Origin of the sequence: Streptococcus xiaochunlingii (assembly GCF_006385805.1) — a bacterium.
GTDB lineage: Bacteria > Bacillota > Bacilli > Lactobacillales > Streptococcaceae > Streptococcus > Streptococcus xiaochunlingii.
Genome location: NZ_VFSG01000001.1, coordinates 1,060,602 through 1,078,170, shown reverse-complemented (window position 1 = coordinate 1,078,170; position 17,569 = coordinate 1,060,602). Strand labels below are relative to the sequence as shown.

Sequence of the window (17,569 nt, the reverse complement as noted above, 5' to 3'; positions counted from 1 at the left end):
TGAACAGTTTGTCTTCACTTTCAGATGTCTGCTTGAGCAGCCATCTTTTTGGATTTTCTCACACGAAAAAACCACTCGAAAGTCTTGTAAGATACAGCCTTAATCTTGAAAAAATGTTTAAAAAATGCTACAATAAAGAGAACGTTTAAAATTTAAGAAATTTGAAAAGTAAGGAAACTAATGGCTAATTTATTAAAAACAATTATCGAAAATGATAAAGGTGAATTAAGACGATTGGAAAAGATGGCAGACAAGGTCTTCTCATACGAAGATCAAATGGCTGCCTTGTCAGATGATGAACTGAAAGCGAAAACAGAAGAGTTCAAGCAACGCTACCAAGATGGTGAATCATTGGATGACCTTCTGTATGAAGCTTTTGCGGTAGTTCGCGAAGGTGCCAAGCGTGTCTTGGGCTTGTTCCCTTATAAAGTACAGGTCATGGGGGGTATTGTTCTTCACCATGGTGACGTTCCAGAAATGCGTACAGGGGAAGGAAAAACCTTGACTGCGACCATGCCGGTATATTTGAATGCCCTATCTGGCCAAGGAGTTCACGTTGTCACTGTCAATGAATACCTGACAGAACGTGATGCGACTGAGATGGGTGAGTTGTACTCATGGCTAGGTCTTTCAGTTGGGATCAACTTGGCTGCAAAATCACCGTCTGAAAAACAAGAAGCTTATGCTTGTGACATCACTTATTCAACCAACGCGGAAATAGGTTTTGACTACTTGCGTGACAACATGGTTGTTCGTGCCGAAAATATGGTACAACGTCCTTTGAATTATGCCTTGGTTGATGAGGTAGACTCCATCTTAATTGATGAAGCCCGTACGCCATTGATTGTTTCAGGTCAGACTTCTACAGAAACTAGTCAACTCTATCACATGGCGGATACCTATGTAAAATCTTTGGAAAAAGAAGACTATATTATTGATGTCCCTTCAAAAACGATTGGTTTGTCAGATTCTGGGATTGATAAGGCTGAAAGTTACTTTAATCTTGAAAACTTGTACGACATTGAAAATGTTGCCTTAACACACTACATCGACAATGCCCTCCGTGCTAACTACATCATGATTTTGGATATCGACTATGTAGTCAGTGAAGATCAAGAAATCTTGATCGTCGACCAATTTACAGGTCGTACCATGGAAGGTCGTCGTTATTCTGACGGCTTGCACCAAGCGATTGAGGCTAAAGAAGGTGTACCAGTCCAAGAAGAAACCAAAACATCAGCTTCTATTACTTACCAAAACTTGTTCCGGATGTATAAGAAACTTTCAGGGATGACAGGTACTGGTAAAACAGAAGAAGAAGAATTCCGTGAAATCTACAACATTCGCGTTATTCCAATTCCAACTAATCGTCCGATTGCTCGTATTGACCATCCGGACCTTCTCTACCCAAGCTTGAAATCGAAGTTTAAAGCTGTAGTAGAAGATGTAAAAGCTCGCTATGAAAAAGGACAACCAGTCTTGGTGGGTACCGTTGCCGTTGAAACCAGTGACTACCTATCCCGCCTCTTGGTTGAAGCAGGCGTTCCTCACGAAGTCTTGAATGCGAAAAACCACTACAAAGAAGCGCAAATCATCATGAACGCTGGTCAACGTGGTGCCGTTACCATCGCGACCAACATGGCCGGACGTGGTACCGATATCAAGCTCGGTGAAGGGGTTCGTGAACTCGGTGGACTTTGTGTGATTGGTACAGAGCGTCATGAAAGCCGTCGTATTGATAACCAGTTGCGTGGACGTTCTGGACGTCAAGGGGATCCAGGTGAATCTCAATTCTACCTTTCTCTTGAAGATGAGTTGATGCGTCGTTTCGGTTCAGAGCGCATCAAAGCCTTGCTAGACCGCTTCAAACTAAGCGAAGAAGAATCTGTTATCAGATCTAACATGTTTACACGCCAAGTTGAAGCAGCTCAAAAACGAGTGGAAGGGAACAACTATGACACTCGTAAGCAAGTCCTTCAGTATGATGATGTTATGCGGGAACAACGCGAGATTATCTACTCTCAACGCTATGATGTCATTACAGCGGATCGTGATTTGGCGCCAGAAATCAAGGCCATGATCAAACGGACCATTAAACGGATCGTTGAAGGAGCTAGCCACTCAAGCAAGGAAGAGCGGATCGAAGCTATTCTGAACTTTGCCAAATACAATTTGGTCCCTGAAGATACTATTTCTGAGAGCGATATTGAAGGCAAATCTGATAAAGATGTGATTGATTACTTGTACAAACGTGCTGAAGAGGTTTATGAAAACCAAGTAGCGAAATTACGCGATGAAGAAGCAGTCAGAGAATTCCAAAAAGTCTTGATCCTTCGTGTTGTGGATAGCAAATGGACCGATCACATCGATGCCTTGGATCAATTGCGTAATGCTGTCGGTCTCCGTGGTTATGCACAAAACAATCCTGTGGTTGAATACCAATCAGAAGGATTCCGTATGTTCAACGATATGATTGGCTCCATCGAATTTGATGTGACTCGTTTGATGATGAAAGCTCAAATCCATGAACAAGAGCGTCCACGTACAGAACACAGTATTTCAACGACAGCGACTCGTAATATTGCCGCTCAAAAAACTGATTTACCAGAAGATCTTGATTTGAGTCAAATTAAACGCAATGACATCTGTCCATGTGGATCTGGTAAGAAATTTAAAAACTGCCACGGTAAAAAACTCTAATCGGATGAAAGGATCAGCCTATGTCTTTTACAGTTACTAGCCCAATCATTGATGAAACAGCAGTAACCTCTCTTTATTGCTTAGAAGGTAAACATTTAGCTCGCAAAGAAGCGCGTGACCGTGAACTAGCCTCTATTTTGAAGGGGGAAGACAAGCGGATTTTGCTTGTGATGGGACCATGTTCATCAGATAATGAGGAAGCAGTGATGGAATATGCTCGTCGCCTTGCAGCCCTTCAAGAAGAAGTTCAAGATCGGGTCTTCATTGTGATGCGGGTCTACACTGCTAAACCTCGGACCAATGGAGATGGCTATAAAGGCTTGATGCATCAGCCGGATACTGCTTCAGAACCTAGTTTTGTAGCTGGCTTAAAGGCGGTTCGTCGCCTGCATCATCGAGTGATCACCGAAACTGGTTTGACAACAGCAGATGAACTGTTGTATCCAGAGACTTACCCATTTGTTGAGGATCTCCTTTCTTATGTTGCCATTGGGGCACGTTCTGTAGAAGATCAAGGCCATCGATTTGTGGCGAGTGGCATCTCAGTCCCAACTGGATTGAAAAATCCAACGTCTGGAAATCTGTCGGTTATGTTTAATGCAATTTATGCTGCACAACATGGGCACCATTTCTTCTATAATGGTCGTTCTGTGGAGACAAGTGGAAATCCATTCGGACATGCTATTCTGCGTGGAGCTTTAGACGCGAATGGGAAAAACATTCCAAACTACCACTATGAAGATCTGCTAGAAGCTGCGCATCGTTACCAGGCCTTGGGCTTGCAACATCCATTTATCCTGGTTGATACCAATCATGATAATTCTGGGAAGAAATTTGCTGAGCAGATTCGCATTGTCAGAGAAACCCTTACAAATCGTAGCTGGAATCCAATTATCTATGATGTAGTCCGTGGATTTATGATTGAATCTTATCTAGAGGACGGTCGTCAAGATCAACCAGAAGTATTTGGTCAATCGATCACAGACCCATGCTTGGGTTGGGAAAAGACAGAAAGCTTAGTACGAGAAATTTATCAGTATGTAGCTGAATAAGAGGAGAGGGCTGGAGAAAATATTCTCAGCCCTTTCCTTCTTAAATAGAGTTGCTGATAGAAAATCATTAAAGAGGAAAAGATATGATTGTTGGACATGGGATAGATATCGAATCGATCCAATCCATTGAACAAGCCTACCAGAGGCATCCGAGATTTGCTTCCAAGGTATTGACAGAGACGGAACGAGAACGGTTCGACCAATTATCTGGAAAAAGAAAAATGGAATACCTGGCAGGTCGATGGTCTGCCAAAGAAGCCTTTTCCAAGGCTTGGGGAACAGGAATTGGTCCAGTAGGATTTCAGGATCTGGAAATTCTGACCAATCAAAAAGGAGCTCCCTATTTTTCAAAAGCTCCTTTTAGTGGAAAGATTTGGGTATCGATTAGTCACTCAGGCGATTTAGTTTCGACCAGTGTCATTTTGGAGGAAAGAAATGAAAGCTAGTATACATAGACCAACGCGAGCATATGTGGATGTAGAGGCTATTGCCTATAATGTTCAGCAAATACAAGCCCATATTCCGAAAGAGACCTTGACCTTTGCAGTTGTCAAGGCAAATGCATACGGCCATGGAGTTGAGCCAGTGGTAGAACGTTTATTGCCACTAGTAGATGCTTTTTGTGTCTCCAACCTAGATGAAGCCTTGGAAGTTCGCCAAGTAGCAGGTGAAAAACCGATCTTAATTTTGGGCGTTGCACCAGTAGAACACGTTGCGATTGCCATCAAAGAGGAAATTCGTTATACAGTAGCTAGTCTCGAGTTGTTGAAAGCATTGTTGGCTGAAAAGTCTGATTTGACTGGGTTGAAGGTTCATATTAAAGTGGATTCAGGAATGGGACGAATTGGTTTTCGTTCGGCAGAAGACTTGCAGGAAGCCATGATCCTATTAAGAGACCATGGAGCAGAAGTGGAAGGGATCTTTACTCATTTTGCTACAGCTGATGAGAAAGATGACCGGCATTTCCAAGGCCAATTGCAACGATTTAAGAACTTATTGGAGCTCTTGCCCTATACTCCTAAAATCGTTCATGCCAGCAATTCAGCAACAACTTTATGGCATGCTGATACCATTTTTAATGCTGTCCGACTGGGCGATGTCATGTATGGTCTCAATCCAAGTGGAAGAGAGTTAGAGCTTCCCTATAGCATCCGTCCTGCTCTGAGTCTGGAAACAGAATTGGTCCATATCAAACCACTAGAAGTGGGGCAGACAGTTGGCTATGGAGCGACCTATCAGACTAGTGAGGAAGAGTGGATTGGGACCATTCCAATTGGCTATGCAGATGGCTGGACCAGAGATATGCAAGGTTTTCATGTCCTTGTTGATGGGCAATGCTGCCCGATTGTCGGTCGCGTATCCATGGACCAAATCACCATTCGCCTACCGAAGGCCTACCCGATTGGGACTAAGGTAGTATTGATCGGAAGGGATGGTGATTTAGCTATAACGACAACGGATGTAGCAGTCTATCGAGGCACGATCAACTATGAGGTTGTTTGTGTCTTGAGTGATCGCGTACCAAGAGTTTATCGTCCAACAAAGGAAGACAGTGGGAAGTAAGTTGTTTGTCTTTTCCCAGCTTCCTTTTATAAAAAGTTCGAGATGAAAGAGGTTGATGACGGTGGTCCCAGCCTCCTTTCTTATCTAGGAGGAAAGAATGAACTTACACCAACCACTTTCTGTCCTGCCAGGAATTGGACCGAAATCAGCAGAAAAATACAAGAAATTGGGAATCGAAACGGTTGAGGACCTCTTGCTCTACTTCCCATTTCGGTATGAAGATTTTAAATCAAAAAATGTTTTAGATCTGGAAGATGGAGAAAAAGCAGTTGTTTCTGGAATTGTTTCCACCCCAGCCAATGTCCAGTATTATGGTTACAAGCGTAACCGTCTTCGCTTTACCATTAAACAAAGGGAGCTGGTCCTAGCAGTTAGTTTCTTTAACCAGCCCTATCTAGCGGACAAGATTGAACTAGGGCAAACAGTAGCTGTATTTGGTAAATGGGATAAGGCCAAGGGAGCTTTGACAGGGATGAAGCTGTTAGCCCAAGTCGAAGATGACCTTCAACCGGTCTACCGCTTATCTCAAGGGGTGAGCCAGTCAGCTTTAGTAAAGGTTATCAAGACGGCTTTTGAAGTAGGCTTGGATCAGCTATTGGAAGAAAATCTCCCTCAAATCTTAATGGACAAGTACCACTTGCTTTCTCGCAGACAAGCAGTCAGGGCCATGCATTTTCCCAAGGATCTTGAAGAATATAAGCAGGCCTTGAGACGAGTGAAATTTGAAGAATTGCTCTTTTTCCAATTGCAACTGCAGGTCTTGAAGGAAGAAAATCGTTCCGTCGGACAGGGAATCGTCTTGGATTGGGATAAGAAGAAGCTAAAAGCACTTCAAGCTAAGCTTCCTTTTACGTTGACAGAAGCTCAGGAGCGAAGTCTGAACGAAATTCTAGCAGATATGCGTTCTCCTTACCACATGAATCGTCTCTTGCAAGGGGATGTCGGAAGCGGGAAAACGGTCGTTGCTGGGTTGGCCATGTATGCTGCTGTGACAGCTGGCAAGCGAGCGGCCTTGATGGTCCCAACTGAAATCTTAGCTGAGCAACATTTACAAAGTTTGACCTCTCTCTTTCCTAGTCTTAGAATTCTTCTTTTAACAGGCAGTCTAAAAGCTGCGGAGAGAAGAGAACGCTTGGAATTGATTCAGACAGGGCAAGTGGACCTTATTGTGGGAACCCATGCCTTGATTCAGGAGGGGGTTCATTTTCATGATCTCGGATTGGTCATTATTGATGAGCAGCACCGTTTCGGTGTAGCCCAAAGACGGATCCTGCGTGAAAAAGGCCAAAATCCGGATGTCTTGATGATGACAGCGACCCCAATTCCCCGGACTCTGGCAATCACTGCTTTTGGAGATATGGATGTTTCGATAATAGACCAAATGCCAGCAGGTCGAAAAGAGATTATCACCCGCTGGGTTAAGCATCAACAGTTAAATTTAGTCTTGGATTGGCTGGTCAAAGAAATCCAAAAAGGTTCCCAAGCCTATGTCATTTCTCCCTTGATTGAAGAATCGGAAGCCTTGGACCTCAAAAATGCTATTGCTCTAGAGGAAGAATTGATTGCTTATTTTGGAGACCGAGCCCGTATTGCTCTCCTTCATGGTAAGATGAAGGGGGAAGAAAAAGAGGCCATTATGCAGGCATTTAAGCAGGGAGAAATTGACTTACTAGTTTCTACAACTGTAATCGAGGTCGGCGTCAATGTTCCCAATGCTACCGTCATGATTATCATGGATGCAGACCGCTTTGGTTTGAGCCAATTGCACCAGTTGAGAGGTCGGGTAGGGCGTGGTGATAAGCAGTCTTACGCAGTATTAGTTGCCAATCCCAAAACAGAATCTGGTAAGCGTCGGATGAAAATCATGACCGAAACCACCAATGGGTTTGTCTTGGCAGAAGAAGACCTCAAGCTACGAGGCTCTGGGGAAATCTTTGGAACACGTCAATCAGGTATACCAGAATTTCAAGTGGCCAACCTCATTGAAGATTATCCAATCTTAGAGGAGGCACGAAAGGTAGCTGTTCAGGTGGTCGCAACTCCTAATTGGCGAGAGCATCCAGATTGGCACTGTCTGTCTCTACATTTGGAACAGAAAGAACACTTAGATTAAGAAGTGATAAGAAAGAGACTGAGACAAAAGTCCGGCCTCTCAATTATCTTTGGATTGTCGAACAAGACGCAGTGGTTGAGTGGGCTCTACTACGCTGATTTTATCAGCTTTTACAGCCCTACTCAACTGTGCGGAGGTGGGACGACGAAATCGAATTCTAACGAATTACCGATTTCTGTCCCACTCTCTTTTTATCTTATTTTAAGTTTATGGACCTATAATCGTAAAAAATAGAAAAGAGGTCCTAGCTATGCGAACCATGTTGAAATTCATCTTGTCAATCATTATCTCAGTCCATCAGAGCTATTTTTAAATACAAAAGGCGGATGTATCCACCATCACACCTTCTATTGTCATTCTACCCTTCTATATAGCCTCTTAATTCATCGCCTTTTAATCCGGCATTGAGAGCAATCAGGAGCTTCAGCCGGGCCTTAGCTGCATTGAGCTCTTTGACAAAGAAGATGCCGTGCTCGTGAAGTTTGACTCCGCCTCCATCGTAAGCATAGACAGGTTCCGCAATTCCATTGAAGCAACGGGACACCAAGGCAATAGGAAGGCCAGCCTCTTGAAATTCAAAGAGTTTCTCAGCTACTTCCTTAGGAAGATTTCCTGCACCAAAGGCTTCAATGATCAAACCATCCATTTGTTGGACATCTAGTAGGTCAAGGACTTCTGTTTTCATGCCAGCATAGGCTGAAATGATGGGGACAACTCCCTTGATTTCTTGCAAATCAAAACGCACACGGGGTTCAGCTGTTTTGAAGAAAAGAACTTCTTTTTTCATGACCAAGCCTAGAGGGCCATGTGTGGGGGTCTGGAAGGTGCTGACATTGGTGGTATGTGTTTTGGTCACGTACTTGGCTGCATGGACTTCATCATTCATCACGACCAAGACACCCTTGTCTTGTGATTTGGGATCTGCTGCTACTCGGATGGCAGTCAGATAGTTATAGACGCCGTCGCTTCCTAATTCATTGGAGCTTCTCATAGCTCCTGTTAGGACTACCGAAATGGTTGGCAAGTCCATGGTATCTAAGAAGTAGGCTGTTTCTTCAAGAGTATCGGTACCATGGGTAATGACAATCCCATCATACTGGGAAGCCTCTTTCTGAATCTTATGATAGAGTTGCAACATGTGCTGAGGAGTTACATGAGGGCTGGGTAAATTTAAAAAATCTTCTGAAGTAAGCTCAATCCCTGCCAGTGACAGATCAATATGGTTCATGGGGTTGGATGAATTGGTCACGACAGCTCCAGAGGCATCTGCCTGCATGGAGATGGTCCCTCCTGTATGAAGGGCCAAAATTTTCTTAATCATGTGTGTCTCCTTGGAATGTGTGTTATAATTTATTGTATCATAAAACGGAAAGAAAGCAGTCATCATGGAAATAAAAGCGGTCTTTTTTGACATTGACGGAACCTTGGTCAATGATAGTCGAATGGTCTTGAAGTCAACTGAAAAAGCCATTCGCGCCTTAAAGGAACAAGGAATTTTTGTTGGTTTGGCAACAGGGCGAGGACCCTTCTTTGTCCGTCCTTTTATCGAGCGCTATGACTTTGATTTTGCGGTCACCTATAATGGTCAGTATATTTTTACCAAGGACAAGGTCTTATCTGCTTCTCCAATTGATAAGAAGAATCTGCATGACTTGATTGACTACGCAAAAAAACATCGGATTGAGATCGCCTTAGGAACAGAAGATGGAGTTGAAGGCTCTCGCATTATGAGTTTTGGTCTGAGTCCGATTTCTCTATGGTCTGCACGGTTTGTACCAAAAGGCTTTTCGAAGGCAGTGAGTCAGGGCTTCAACAAGGTGGTTAGCAAGGCTGTCCCTCAGGATCAAAAGGAACTGCAACAAATTGCCCAGGGACCAGTTTATCAGGTTCTCTTATTAGCTAGTCCTAAGGACACGCAGAAAGTTGAGCAAGCTTTTCCTGAATTAAAATTTACGCGTTCTAGCCCCTTTGCGGCGGATGTCATTAATCCAGACAACTCAAAATTGGAAGGGATTCGGATCGTAGGAGAAGAATTTGGATTTTCGATGGACCAGGTGATGGCCTTTGGAGATTCGGATAATGACTTAGAGATGCTCTCGGGTGTTGGCTTATCGATTGCGATGGGCAATGGAACTAGCAGGGTCAAAGAAGTAGCTCAGCATACGACGACCAGTAATACCAAAGACGGGATCCAAAAAGCGCTTGAACATTTTGGCATTATCACGGATCAGTCACTTTTTGTTAGTCGTGACGATCACTTTAATAAGGTCAAAGCCTTCCATCAACTCATGGATGGTCAAACTCAGGAAGAACCAAAGGCCTGGGATAATCAAGAGGCTCTTTACCGAACCATGTTTAAGCAGGAGGAATTGGTAGAATTTATTCGGGCAGCGAGCAAGGATGAATCAACCTTTGATCGTTCAATCGAAAGCTTGCATCAAGCCTTAGATGAAGCAGCCAATAAGGTTCGTAGCAAGCATCCAGCTGAGATCTCCATGGTGGGGCAGGTCGATGCCTTGATTGATACGCTCTATCTGACTTATGGTAGTTTTGTTCTAATGGGGGTCGATCCTGAAGAGGTCTTTGAGATTGTTCACCGCGCCAATATGGGAAAGATTTTCCCAGATGGTCAGGCGCACTTTGATGAAGTCACGCATAAAATTTTAAAACCGGACGACTGGGAAGAAAAGTATGCACCTGAGCCAGCCATTCAAAAAGAGTTGGAAAGGCAAATCAAAGCTTATCAAAAACACTGCTCTGAAAAAACAGCAGAATCTGAAGAAAATAAAAAGGTGTGAGGAAATTCGTTTTCCTTCACACCTTTTGGTTTTTATAAAGTTTATAAGGTCTTTTCTGTCTCACGAACCACTAACAAATCGACTTTGGCATGGCGGAGAATGTATTCAGAGGAAGAGCCGACTAGTAAACGTTCAAAAGCATTGAGACCAGTTGCCCCAACCATGATGAGATCAACTCCCTCTGCATCAGGGATATCAGTCGCTAAGAGGACTTTTGGATTCCCCATTTCAATCACCGAAGCAATGTTTTGGACACCGGCTTCTTTAGCACGCTTGATATACCCTTCTAATAGTTCATTAGCTTCTGTTTGGAATCCTTCATACACCTCAGCATCAAAACTAGAGACACTTTGTAAGGCACGTGTATCAACGACATGAGCAAGGGTAAGTTTAGATCCGTTTCGCAACGCAACATTGACCCCTTTCTCAAAAGCGAGTTCAGCTTCGCGAGATCCATCAACTGCGACCATGATGTTTTCGTATTTTTGAGACATGTTCCGTCCTCCTTTACTGCTTGAAAACGTGAAAAGAAATGGAAGAACCCATTTATGTTACCTATAATTATATTTTAAACCTTTTACCATAGAAAGTAAAGGTCAAATCAGATATCTATAGGATTTCATCGAGAATGAACGAGGTTGCTCAGTTGTACTCCAGATTAACTAGTGGTATAATGGAAGCAGTTTGATAAAGTGAGGAAAAAATCATGAAAGAATACAATAAGTCCGTCAAGCTAGAGCACGTTGCTTACGATATTCGTGGTCCAGTCTTAGAAGAAGCGATGCGCATGCGGGCAAACGGGGAGAAAATCCTTCGCTTAAATACAGGAAATCCGGCTGAATTTGGGTTCACAGCTCCCGACGAAGTCATTCATGATTTGATTATGAATGCTCGGGATAGTGAAGGGTATTCAGATTCAAAAGGAATTTTTTCTGCCCGTAAGGCTATTATGCAGTATAGCCAATTGAAAAAGATTCCGAATGTTGAGATTGATGATATCTATATCGGAAATGGTGTCAGTGAGTTGATTGTGATGTCCATGCAAGGCTTGCTCGATAATGGCGATGAAGTACTTGTGCCAATGCCAGACTATCCACTTTGGACAGCAGCAGTCAGCCTAGCAGGTGGAAATGCAGTACACTATGTCTGTGATGAAGAGGCTGAGTGGTATCCTGATATTGATGATATCAAGTCGAAAATCACTTCAAACACCAAGGCTATCGTCGTGATTAACCCAAATAACCCGACCGGAGCTCTCTATCCAGATGAGATTTTGTTGGAAATTGTCGAAATTGCTCGTCAACATGGCTTAATTATCTTTGCAGATGAAATTTATGATCGCTTGGTCATGGATGGCGCCAAACACACAGCCATTGCTAGTCTCGCGCCAGATTTGTTCTGCGTCAGCATGAACGGTTTGTTCAAATCACACCGCATAGCGGGCTTCCGTGTGGGCTGGATGGTCTTATCTGGACCAAAACACCACGTGAAGGGCTATATCGAAGGTTTGAATATGCTCTCCAATATGCGTCTGTGTTCAAACGTCTTGGCCCAACAAGTGGTCCAGACTTCTTTGGGAGGCTACCAGTCAGTGGACGAACTCTTGCTTCCAGGCGGTCGAATCTACGAACAACGGAACTTTATCTACAAGGCTATCAATGATATTCCAGGACTCTCAGCTGTCAAACCAAAAGCTGGTCTCTATATCTTCCCTAAGATTGATCGTGAAATGTACCGGGTAGATGATGATGAGCAGTTTGTCTTGAATTTCTTAAAACAAGAAAAGGTTCTCTTGGTTCACGGACGTGGATTTAACTGGAAAGAGCCAGATCATTTCCGGATTGTTTACCTTCCTCGAGTAGAAGAATTGGCTCAAATTCAAGAGAAGATGACCCGTTTCTTAAAACAATACAAACGATAAGTGTAAGAGAAATCGCTAATAGGCGGTTTCTTTTTTTTGAATGAATCCAGCGAATATTTTGTTACATAAGGCTAATTTTTCTGAATTGAATAGAATTGTAGAAAAAATAAATAATTTTCAGATAATTTGATTGAAATTCCCCCACTTATATGATATACTTTAGCTGACTATATGCGAGGTTTATTATGGCTAAATTATTAGAAAAAACGAGAAAAATTACATCTATCTTGAAACGTTCTGAAGAACAGTTGCAAGATGAAATGCCTTATAATGCAATTGCCCGTCAACTGGCTGACATCATTCATTGTAACGCTTGTATTATTAATAGCAAGGGAACTCTTCTAGGTTATTTCATGCGCTACAAAACCAATAATGATCGGGTTGAGGCTTTTTTTGACAATAAAAAATTACCTGAAGATTATGCTAAAGCGGCCAGTTTAGTCTATGATACAGAGGCGAATTTAGATGTAGATCACGATTTAAGTATCTTTCCAGTAGAGACAAAGTCTGATTTTCCTGATGGGTTGACAACGATTGCTCCTATTCATGTATCTGGGATTCGTTTGGGGTCATTGATTATTTGGCGCAATGATAAGGAATTTGCGGATGATGATTTGATTTTGGTTGAGATTGCTAGTACCGTAGTTGGAATTCAAATGTTGAACTTCCAACGAGAGGAAGATGAGAAAAATATTCGTCGCCGGACTGCGGTCAATATGGCTGTCAATACCTTGTCCTATTCAGAATTGCGGGCAGTTTCCGCTATCCTTAGTGAATTGAAGGGAAATGAAGGGCAGTTAACTGCTTCCGTGATTGCGGATCGGATTGGTATTACCCGCTCTGTGATTGTCAATGCACTTCGGAAACTGGAGTCAGCCGGTATTATTGAAAGCCGCTCTCTTGGGATGAAGGGAACCTACCTCAAAGTCTTGATCCCAGATATTTTTGAAGAAATAAAGAAAAGAGACTACTAATGACTAAAGCGTTAATTTCGATTGACTACACCGTTGATTTTGTAGCGGATGAAGGTAAGCTAACGGCAGGAGCTCCTGCACAAGCTATTTCTGAGAGCATTGCTCAGGTGACCCGGCTAGCCTTTGACCAAGGGGCCTATGTCTTTTTTGCGATTGATGCTCATGATGTAGACGATCCATTTCATCCAGAAAGCAAGCTCTTCCCACCTCATAATATCATTGGGACTAGTGGACGGGATTTGTATGGTCCCTTAGCTGATTTTTATCGGGAGCACAAAGCGGATCCACGTGTCTTTTGGATGGACAAGCGTCATTATTCTGCTTTTTCAGGAACTGATCTGGATATCCGCCTCCGGGAACGTGGCGTAGATACGGTTATTTTGACGGGAGTCTTAACGGACATTTGTGTCCTCCATACAGCAGTAGATGCCTATAATCTGGGCTATCAGATCGAAGTGGTCGCGCCTGCAGTGGCATCGCTCACTCCTGAAAATCACCAGTTTGCTTTAAATCATTTCAAACATGTTTTGGGAGCAAAAGTGGTGAATGAACAATTAGAAGAATTGTAAGATTAGAGTTCGAGGAGAATGGCCTAATGCCTAGCCTTCCTTGGACTCTATTTTCTTGCCAAACTACCGCATAAATACTAAAAATATGGTAAAATAGAAGGTATTGAAAAATCATCATTTCACGAAAGGAAGCAAGATGAAAATTACGCAAGAAGAGGTAACCCACGTTGCCAATCTTTCAAAATTGAAATTCTCTCCAGAAGAGACAGCTGAGTTTGCGACAACCTTATCGAAAATTGTCGACATGGTGGAATTGTTGGAAGAAGTGGACACAACCGGTGTGGCTCCAACAACGACCATGGCGGATCGTAAGACCGTATTGCGTCCGGATGTTGCTGAAAAAGGGACGGACCGTGACCGTTTGTTTAAAAATGTACCTGAAAAAGATAATTACTACATCAAGGTACCAGCTATCCTAGAAGATGGAGGAGATGCCTAATGTCATTCAACCATAAAACCATTGAAGAGTTGCACGACCTCCTTGTCTCTAAGGAAATTTCAGCAACCGAATTGACCCAAGCGACGCTTGATGATATCAAGGCGCGTGAAGAAGCAATCAATGCCTTTGTAACGGTGGCCGAAGAAGCTGCCCTTGCACAAGCCAAAGCTATTGATGAAAAAGGAATCGATGCAGACAACCTCCTATCAGGGATTCCGCTCGCGGTCAAAGACAATATCTCAACAGATGGTATCTTGACGACTGCGGCATCAAAAATGCTCTATAACTACGAGCCAATCTTTGATGCGACAGCTGTTGCCAATGCCAAAGCTAAAGATATGATTGTCATCGGGAAGACCAACATGGATGAATTTGCCATGGGTGGATCTGGTGAAACTTCATATTATGGACCAACCAAGAATGCATGGGACCACAGTAAGGTGCCTGGTGGATCTTCTAGTGGTTCAGCAGCTGCTGTAGCTTCAGGTCAAGTCCGTTTGTCCCTTGGTTCAGATACTGGTGGTTCTATCCGCCAACCAGCTGCCTTCAACGGGATTGTTGGTCTCAAACCAACTTATGGAACAGTTTCACGTTTTGGTCTCATTGCCTTTGGTAGCTCACTAGACCAAATTGGACCATTTGCACCAACGGTCAAGGAAAATGCCCTCTTGCTCAATGTCATTGCCAGTGAAGATGTCAAAGATTCAACATCTGCGCCTGTTCGTGTAGCAGACTTTACTTCTAAGATTGGTCAAGACATTAAAGGCATGAAGATTGCCCTTCCTAAGGAATACCTCGGTGAAGGGATTGACCCAGAAGTCAAAGAAACCATCCTCAATGCGGCTAAACACTTTGAAAAATTGGGAGCAACTGTCGAAGAAGTCAGCCTGCCTCATTCTAAATACGGGGTTGCCGTTTACTACATCATCGCTTCATCTGAAGCTTCTTCAAACTTGCAACGTTTCGACGGTATTCGCTATGGTTTCCGTGCGGAAGATGCCAAGAACTTGGATGATATCTATGTGAACACTCGTAGCCAAGGCTTTGGTGATGAGGTTAAACGTCGGATCATGCTGGGTACCTTTAGTTTGTCATCTGGTTACTACGATGCCTACTACAAGAAAGCTGGCCAAGTCCGCACGCTCATTATCGAAGACTTTGAAAAAGTTTTTGCAGATTATGACCTTATCCTTGGTCCAACCGCTCCAAGTGTAGCCTTTGATTTGGATTCGCTCAACCACGACCCGGTTGCCATGTACTTGGCTGACCTCTTGACAATCCCAGTCAACTTGGCAGGTCTTCCAGGGATTTCGATTCCTGCAGGTTTTGCGCAAGGTCTTCCAGTTGGTTTGCAGTTGATTGGTCCCAAGTATTCTGAAGAAACCATCTACCAAGCTGCAGCGGCCTTTGAAGCAACGACGGATTACCACAAGCAACAACCCCTTATTTTCGGAGGTGACAATTAATGAACTTTGAAACAGTCATCGGACTTGAAGTCCACGTTGAATTGAATACAAACTCAAAAATTTTCTCACCAACCTCTGCTCACTTTGGGAACGAGCAAAATGCCAATACCAATGTGATCGACTGGTCTTTCCCAGGGGTGCTTCCTGTCTTGAACAAGGGTGTTGTGGATGCTGGCATCAAGGCTGCTTTGGCGCTGAATATGGATATCCATCAGCACATGCACTTTGACCGTAAGAACTATTTTTACCCTGATAATCCAAAGGCCTATCAAATTTCGCAATTTGACGAGCCAATCGGATATAACGGTTGGATTGAAGTGCAATTGGAAGACGGCTCAACTAAGAAAATCGGGATTGAACGGGCTCACTTGGAAGAAGATGCCGGTAAGAACACCCACGGAACAGACGGTTTCTCTTATGTAGACCTCAACCGTCAAGGGGTCCCATTGATCGAAATCGTATCTGAAGCAGATATGCGTTCTCCAGAAGAAGCCTACGCTTATTTGACAGCTTTGAAAGAAGTCATCCAGTACACTGGTATTTCAGACGTCAAGATGGAAGAAGGATCGATGCGGGTGGATGCCAACATTTCCCTTCGCCCATACGGCCAAGAGGAATTCGGTACCAAGACGGAGTTGAAAAACTTGAACTCCTTCTCAAACGTCCGTAAAGGTCTTGAATACGAAGTACAGCGCCAAGCGAAAATCTTGCGATCAGGTGGGGTCATTCGTCAAGAAACACGCCGTTATGATGAAGCGAATAAGAGCACCATTCTTATGCGTGTCAAAGAAGGAGCAGCGGATTACCGTTACTTCCCAGAACCAGACCTTCCCTTGTTTGAAATCTCAGATGAGTGGATCGAGGAAATGCGCACAGAGTTGCCAGAGTTTCCAAAAGTCCGTCGTGCTCGCTACGTGGCAGAGCTTGGCTTGTCTGACTATGATGCCAACCAATTGACAGCGACGAAAGTCACTTCTGACTTCTTTGAAGCAGCTGTGGCCCTTGGTGGTGATGCCAAACAAGTCTCTAACTGGCTCCAAGGAGAAGTCGCACAATTCTTGAATGCAGAAGGTAAGACGCTGGAAGAAATCCAATTGACACCAGAAAACTTGGTGGAAATGATTGCCATCATCGAAGATGGAACGATTTCATCTAAGATTGCCAAGAAAGTCTTCGTTCACTTGGCGAAAAACGGTGGCGGCGCGCGTGAATACGTCGAAAAAGCTGGATTGGTACAGATTTCAGATCCTGAAGTCTTAATCCCTATCATCCACCAAGTCTTTGCAGACAACGAAGCAGCAGTAGCCGACTTCAAGTCAGGGAAGCGGAATGCGGACAAGGCCTTCACTGGCTTCCTCATGAAAGCAACTAAAGGCCAAGCCAACCCACAAGTAGCCCTCAAGTTACTTGCCCAAGAATTGGCGAAGTTGAAAGAAGAGTAATAGAGAAAAAAACCAGCCGAGAGGTTGGTTTTTACTATCCATAAAATTGTGTTAGAATAGGAAAGATCATTACATATCAACTGGCATTAGGAGGAGTTACATGAACAAATTTTTAAGAGTCTTATTTATCCTGGTTATCATCGCCATGTCTGGAGCGATTGTCTTCCAGCTGTTCTTTCCATCTTATATGGGAAGTCATTCGAGATATGGTATTTCTATCGGTTGGCAACGGGAAATTGGGATTTGGAATGTGGCAGTTCTTGTGATTCTCATTGCTGTTAATTTCAAATATGATTGGTTTTATCTTCGTACGGTTTTATTGGCCTTGATTGTTGGTGGCATCGGAATTGGGACTAATCATTTATTTGCTTATCTCAACTATCATTTGCCAGTAAATGCTATTGGAGCTTTTGAAAATTATCTTCTTGTTCTGGGCTGGATTGTCGGTTGGAAACTAGAGTCATCTCGGGCCGATGATTAAGATATTAACCGTCTGTTTCTTCTTGACAAAGTTTGTGAAAGGGTTTACAAT

15 protein-coding genes are annotated in these 17,569 nt (G+C 43.4%); 13 read left to right on the top strand and 2 right to left on the bottom strand.

What is annotated here, in order from left to right; all coding sequences use genetic code 11:
- Positions 1-180 precede the first annotated feature (180 nt).
- The 5 genes from secA to recG all read left to right on the top strand — a co-directional run bounded on the left by secA (position 181) and on the right by recG (position 7,428).
- A complete protein-coding gene (gene secA / locus FJR71_RS05520) occupies positions 181-2,700 on the top strand; it encodes a preprotein translocase subunit SecA (protein WP_048691105.1) in 2,520 nt (839 codons plus the stop codon).
- A 20-nt stretch (positions 2,701-2,720) separates the two neighbouring features.
- Positions 2,721-3,752 (top strand): 3-deoxy-7-phosphoheptulonate synthase, encoded by a 1,032-nt coding sequence (locus FJR71_RS05515; protein ID WP_048691103.1) that lies wholly within the window; start codon positions 2,721-2,723, stop codon positions 3,750-3,752.
- 83 nt (positions 3,753-3,835) lie between these two features.
- Positions 3,836-4,198, top strand: coding sequence for a holo-ACP synthase (gene acpS, locus FJR71_RS05510; RefSeq protein ID WP_006595699.1), 363 nt, complete (start codon positions 3,836-3,838; stop codon positions 4,196-4,198).
- The gene (gene alr / locus FJR71_RS05505; protein WP_140814276.1) at positions 4,188-5,315 is read left to right on the top strand and encodes an alanine racemase; all 1,128 of its coding nucleotides are present in this window, start codon (positions 4,188-4,190) and stop codon (positions 5,313-5,315) included. The genes acpS and alr overlap by 11 nt, the downstream gene beginning before the upstream one ends.
- A 97-nt stretch (positions 5,316-5,412) precedes the next feature.
- Positions 5,413-7,428: an ATP-dependent DNA helicase RecG gene (recG, locus tag FJR71_RS05500; RefSeq protein WP_048691097.1), complete on the top strand. Its 2,016-nt coding sequence runs from the start codon at positions 5,413-5,415 to the stop codon at positions 7,426-7,428.
- Between the two features lie 358 nt (positions 7,429-7,786).
- Here the strand turns inward: recG and FJR71_RS05490 are convergent, their stop codons facing one another.
- The gene (locus FJR71_RS05490; protein WP_048691740.1) at positions 7,787-8,749 is read right to left on the bottom strand and encodes an asparaginase; all 963 of its coding nucleotides are present in this window, start codon (positions 8,747-8,749) and stop codon (positions 7,787-7,789) included.
- 64 nt (positions 8,750-8,813) lie between these two features.
- On the opposite strand from FJR71_RS05490, the gene FJR71_RS05485 reads away from it, so the two are divergent.
- The gene (locus FJR71_RS05485) at positions 8,814-10,226 is read left to right on the top strand and encodes a Cof-type HAD-IIB family hydrolase (RefSeq protein WP_140814275.1); all 1,413 of its coding nucleotides are present in this window, start codon (positions 8,814-8,816) and stop codon (positions 10,224-10,226) included.
- A gap of 41 nt (positions 10,227-10,267) precedes the next feature.
- On the opposite strand, the gene FJR71_RS05480 is transcribed toward FJR71_RS05485, so the two are convergent.
- Positions 10,268-10,720, bottom strand: a complete 453-nt coding sequence (locus FJR71_RS05480) for a universal stress protein (protein WP_048789814.1) — start codon at positions 10,718-10,720, stop codon at positions 10,268-10,270.
- Positions 10,721-10,932: 212 nt separating this feature from the next.
- Here FJR71_RS05480 and FJR71_RS05475 point away from each other — a divergent pair, with 212 nt between their 5' ends.
- The 7 genes from FJR71_RS05475 (at position 10,933) to FJR71_RS05445 (ending at position 17,518) form a co-directional block, all read left to right on the top strand.
- Positions 10,933-12,147 (top strand): pyridoxal phosphate-dependent aminotransferase, encoded by a 1,215-nt coding sequence (locus FJR71_RS05475; RefSeq protein ID WP_140814274.1) that lies wholly within the window; start codon positions 10,933-10,935, stop codon positions 12,145-12,147.
- Between the two features lie 185 nt (positions 12,148-12,332).
- Complete coding sequence (gene codY / locus FJR71_RS05470; RefSeq protein ID WP_048691732.1) at positions 12,333-13,121, top strand: GTP-sensing pleiotropic transcriptional regulator CodY; 789 nt, start codon at positions 12,333-12,335, stop codon at positions 13,119-13,121.
- Positions 13,121-13,690: a cysteine hydrolase family protein gene (locus FJR71_RS05465; protein ID WP_048691730.1), complete on the top strand. Its 570-nt coding sequence runs from the start codon at positions 13,121-13,123 to the stop codon at positions 13,688-13,690. Before codY ends, FJR71_RS05465 begins: the two co-directional genes overlap by 1 nt.
- Positions 13,691-13,826: 136 nt before the next feature.
- Entirely contained in the window at positions 13,827-14,129 is a 303-nt protein-coding gene (gene gatC / locus FJR71_RS05460; protein ID WP_002884769.1) for an Asp-tRNA(Asn)/Glu-tRNA(Gln) amidotransferase subunit GatC, read from the top strand.
- Positions 14,129-15,595 carry an Asp-tRNA(Asn)/Glu-tRNA(Gln) amidotransferase subunit GatA gene (gatA, locus tag FJR71_RS05455; protein WP_125329139.1) on the top strand — a complete coding sequence of 489 codons (1,467 nt, stop codon included), beginning with the start codon at positions 14,129-14,131 and terminating at the stop codon, positions 15,593-15,595. Before gatC ends, gatA begins: the two co-directional genes overlap by 1 nt.
- Positions 15,595-17,037 (top strand): Asp-tRNA(Asn)/Glu-tRNA(Gln) amidotransferase subunit GatB, encoded by a 1,443-nt coding sequence (gene gatB, locus FJR71_RS05450; protein ID WP_125329138.1) that lies wholly within the window; start codon positions 15,595-15,597, stop codon positions 17,035-17,037. The genes gatA and gatB overlap by 1 nt, the downstream gene beginning before the upstream one ends.
- Before the next feature lie 100 nt (positions 17,038-17,137).
- A complete protein-coding gene (locus FJR71_RS05445; protein WP_140814273.1) occupies positions 17,138-17,518 on the top strand; it encodes a hypothetical protein in 381 nt (126 codons plus the stop codon).
- Positions 17,519-17,569 lie beyond the last annotated feature (51 nt).

What these genes read in the sequence shown, in the direction of transcription:
- FJR71_RS05490 (WP_048691740.1), bottom strand. Translation starts at nt 8,749, where the DNA reads ATGATTAAGAAAATTTTGGCCCTTCATACAGGAGGGACCATCTCCATG.
- gatB (WP_125329138.1), top strand. Translation starts at nt 15,595, where the DNA reads ATGAACTTTGAAACAGTCATCGGACTTGAAGTCCACGTTGAATTGAAT.
- FJR71_RS05480 (WP_048789814.1), bottom strand. Translation starts at nt 10,720, where the DNA reads ATGTCTCAAAAATACGAAAACATCATGGTCGCAGTTGATGGATCTCGC.
- recG (WP_048691097.1), top strand. Translation starts at nt 5,413, where the DNA reads ATGAACTTACACCAACCACTTTCTGTCCTGCCAGGAATTGGACCGAAA.
- alr (WP_140814276.1), top strand. Translation starts at nt 4,188, where the DNA reads ATGAAAGCTAGTATACATAGACCAACGCGAGCATATGTGGATGTAGAG.
- codY (WP_048691732.1), top strand. Translation starts at nt 12,333, where the DNA reads ATGGCTAAATTATTAGAAAAAACGAGAAAAATTACATCTATCTTGAAA.
- FJR71_RS05445 (WP_140814273.1), top strand. Translation starts at nt 17,138, where the DNA reads ATGAACAAATTTTTAAGAGTCTTATTTATCCTGGTTATCATCGCCATG.
- gatC (WP_002884769.1), top strand. Translation starts at nt 13,827, where the DNA reads ATGAAAATTACGCAAGAAGAGGTAACCCACGTTGCCAATCTTTCAAAA.
- secA (WP_048691105.1), top strand. Translation starts at nt 181, where the DNA reads ATGGCTAATTTATTAAAAACAATTATCGAAAATGATAAAGGTGAATTA.
- acpS (WP_006595699.1), top strand. Translation starts at nt 3,836, where the DNA reads ATGATTGTTGGACATGGGATAGATATCGAATCGATCCAATCCATTGAA.
- FJR71_RS05475 (WP_140814274.1), top strand. Translation starts at nt 10,933, where the DNA reads ATGAAAGAATACAATAAGTCCGTCAAGCTAGAGCACGTTGCTTACGAT.
- FJR71_RS05515 (WP_048691103.1), top strand. Translation starts at nt 2,721, where the DNA reads ATGTCTTTTACAGTTACTAGCCCAATCATTGATGAAACAGCAGTAACC.
- gatA (WP_125329139.1), top strand. Translation starts at nt 14,129, where the DNA reads ATGTCATTCAACCATAAAACCATTGAAGAGTTGCACGACCTCCTTGTC.
- FJR71_RS05465 (WP_048691730.1), top strand. Translation starts at nt 13,121, where the DNA reads ATGACTAAAGCGTTAATTTCGATTGACTACACCGTTGATTTTGTAGCG.
- FJR71_RS05485 (WP_140814275.1), top strand. Translation starts at nt 8,814, where the DNA reads ATGGAAATAAAAGCGGTCTTTTTTGACATTGACGGAACCTTGGTCAAT.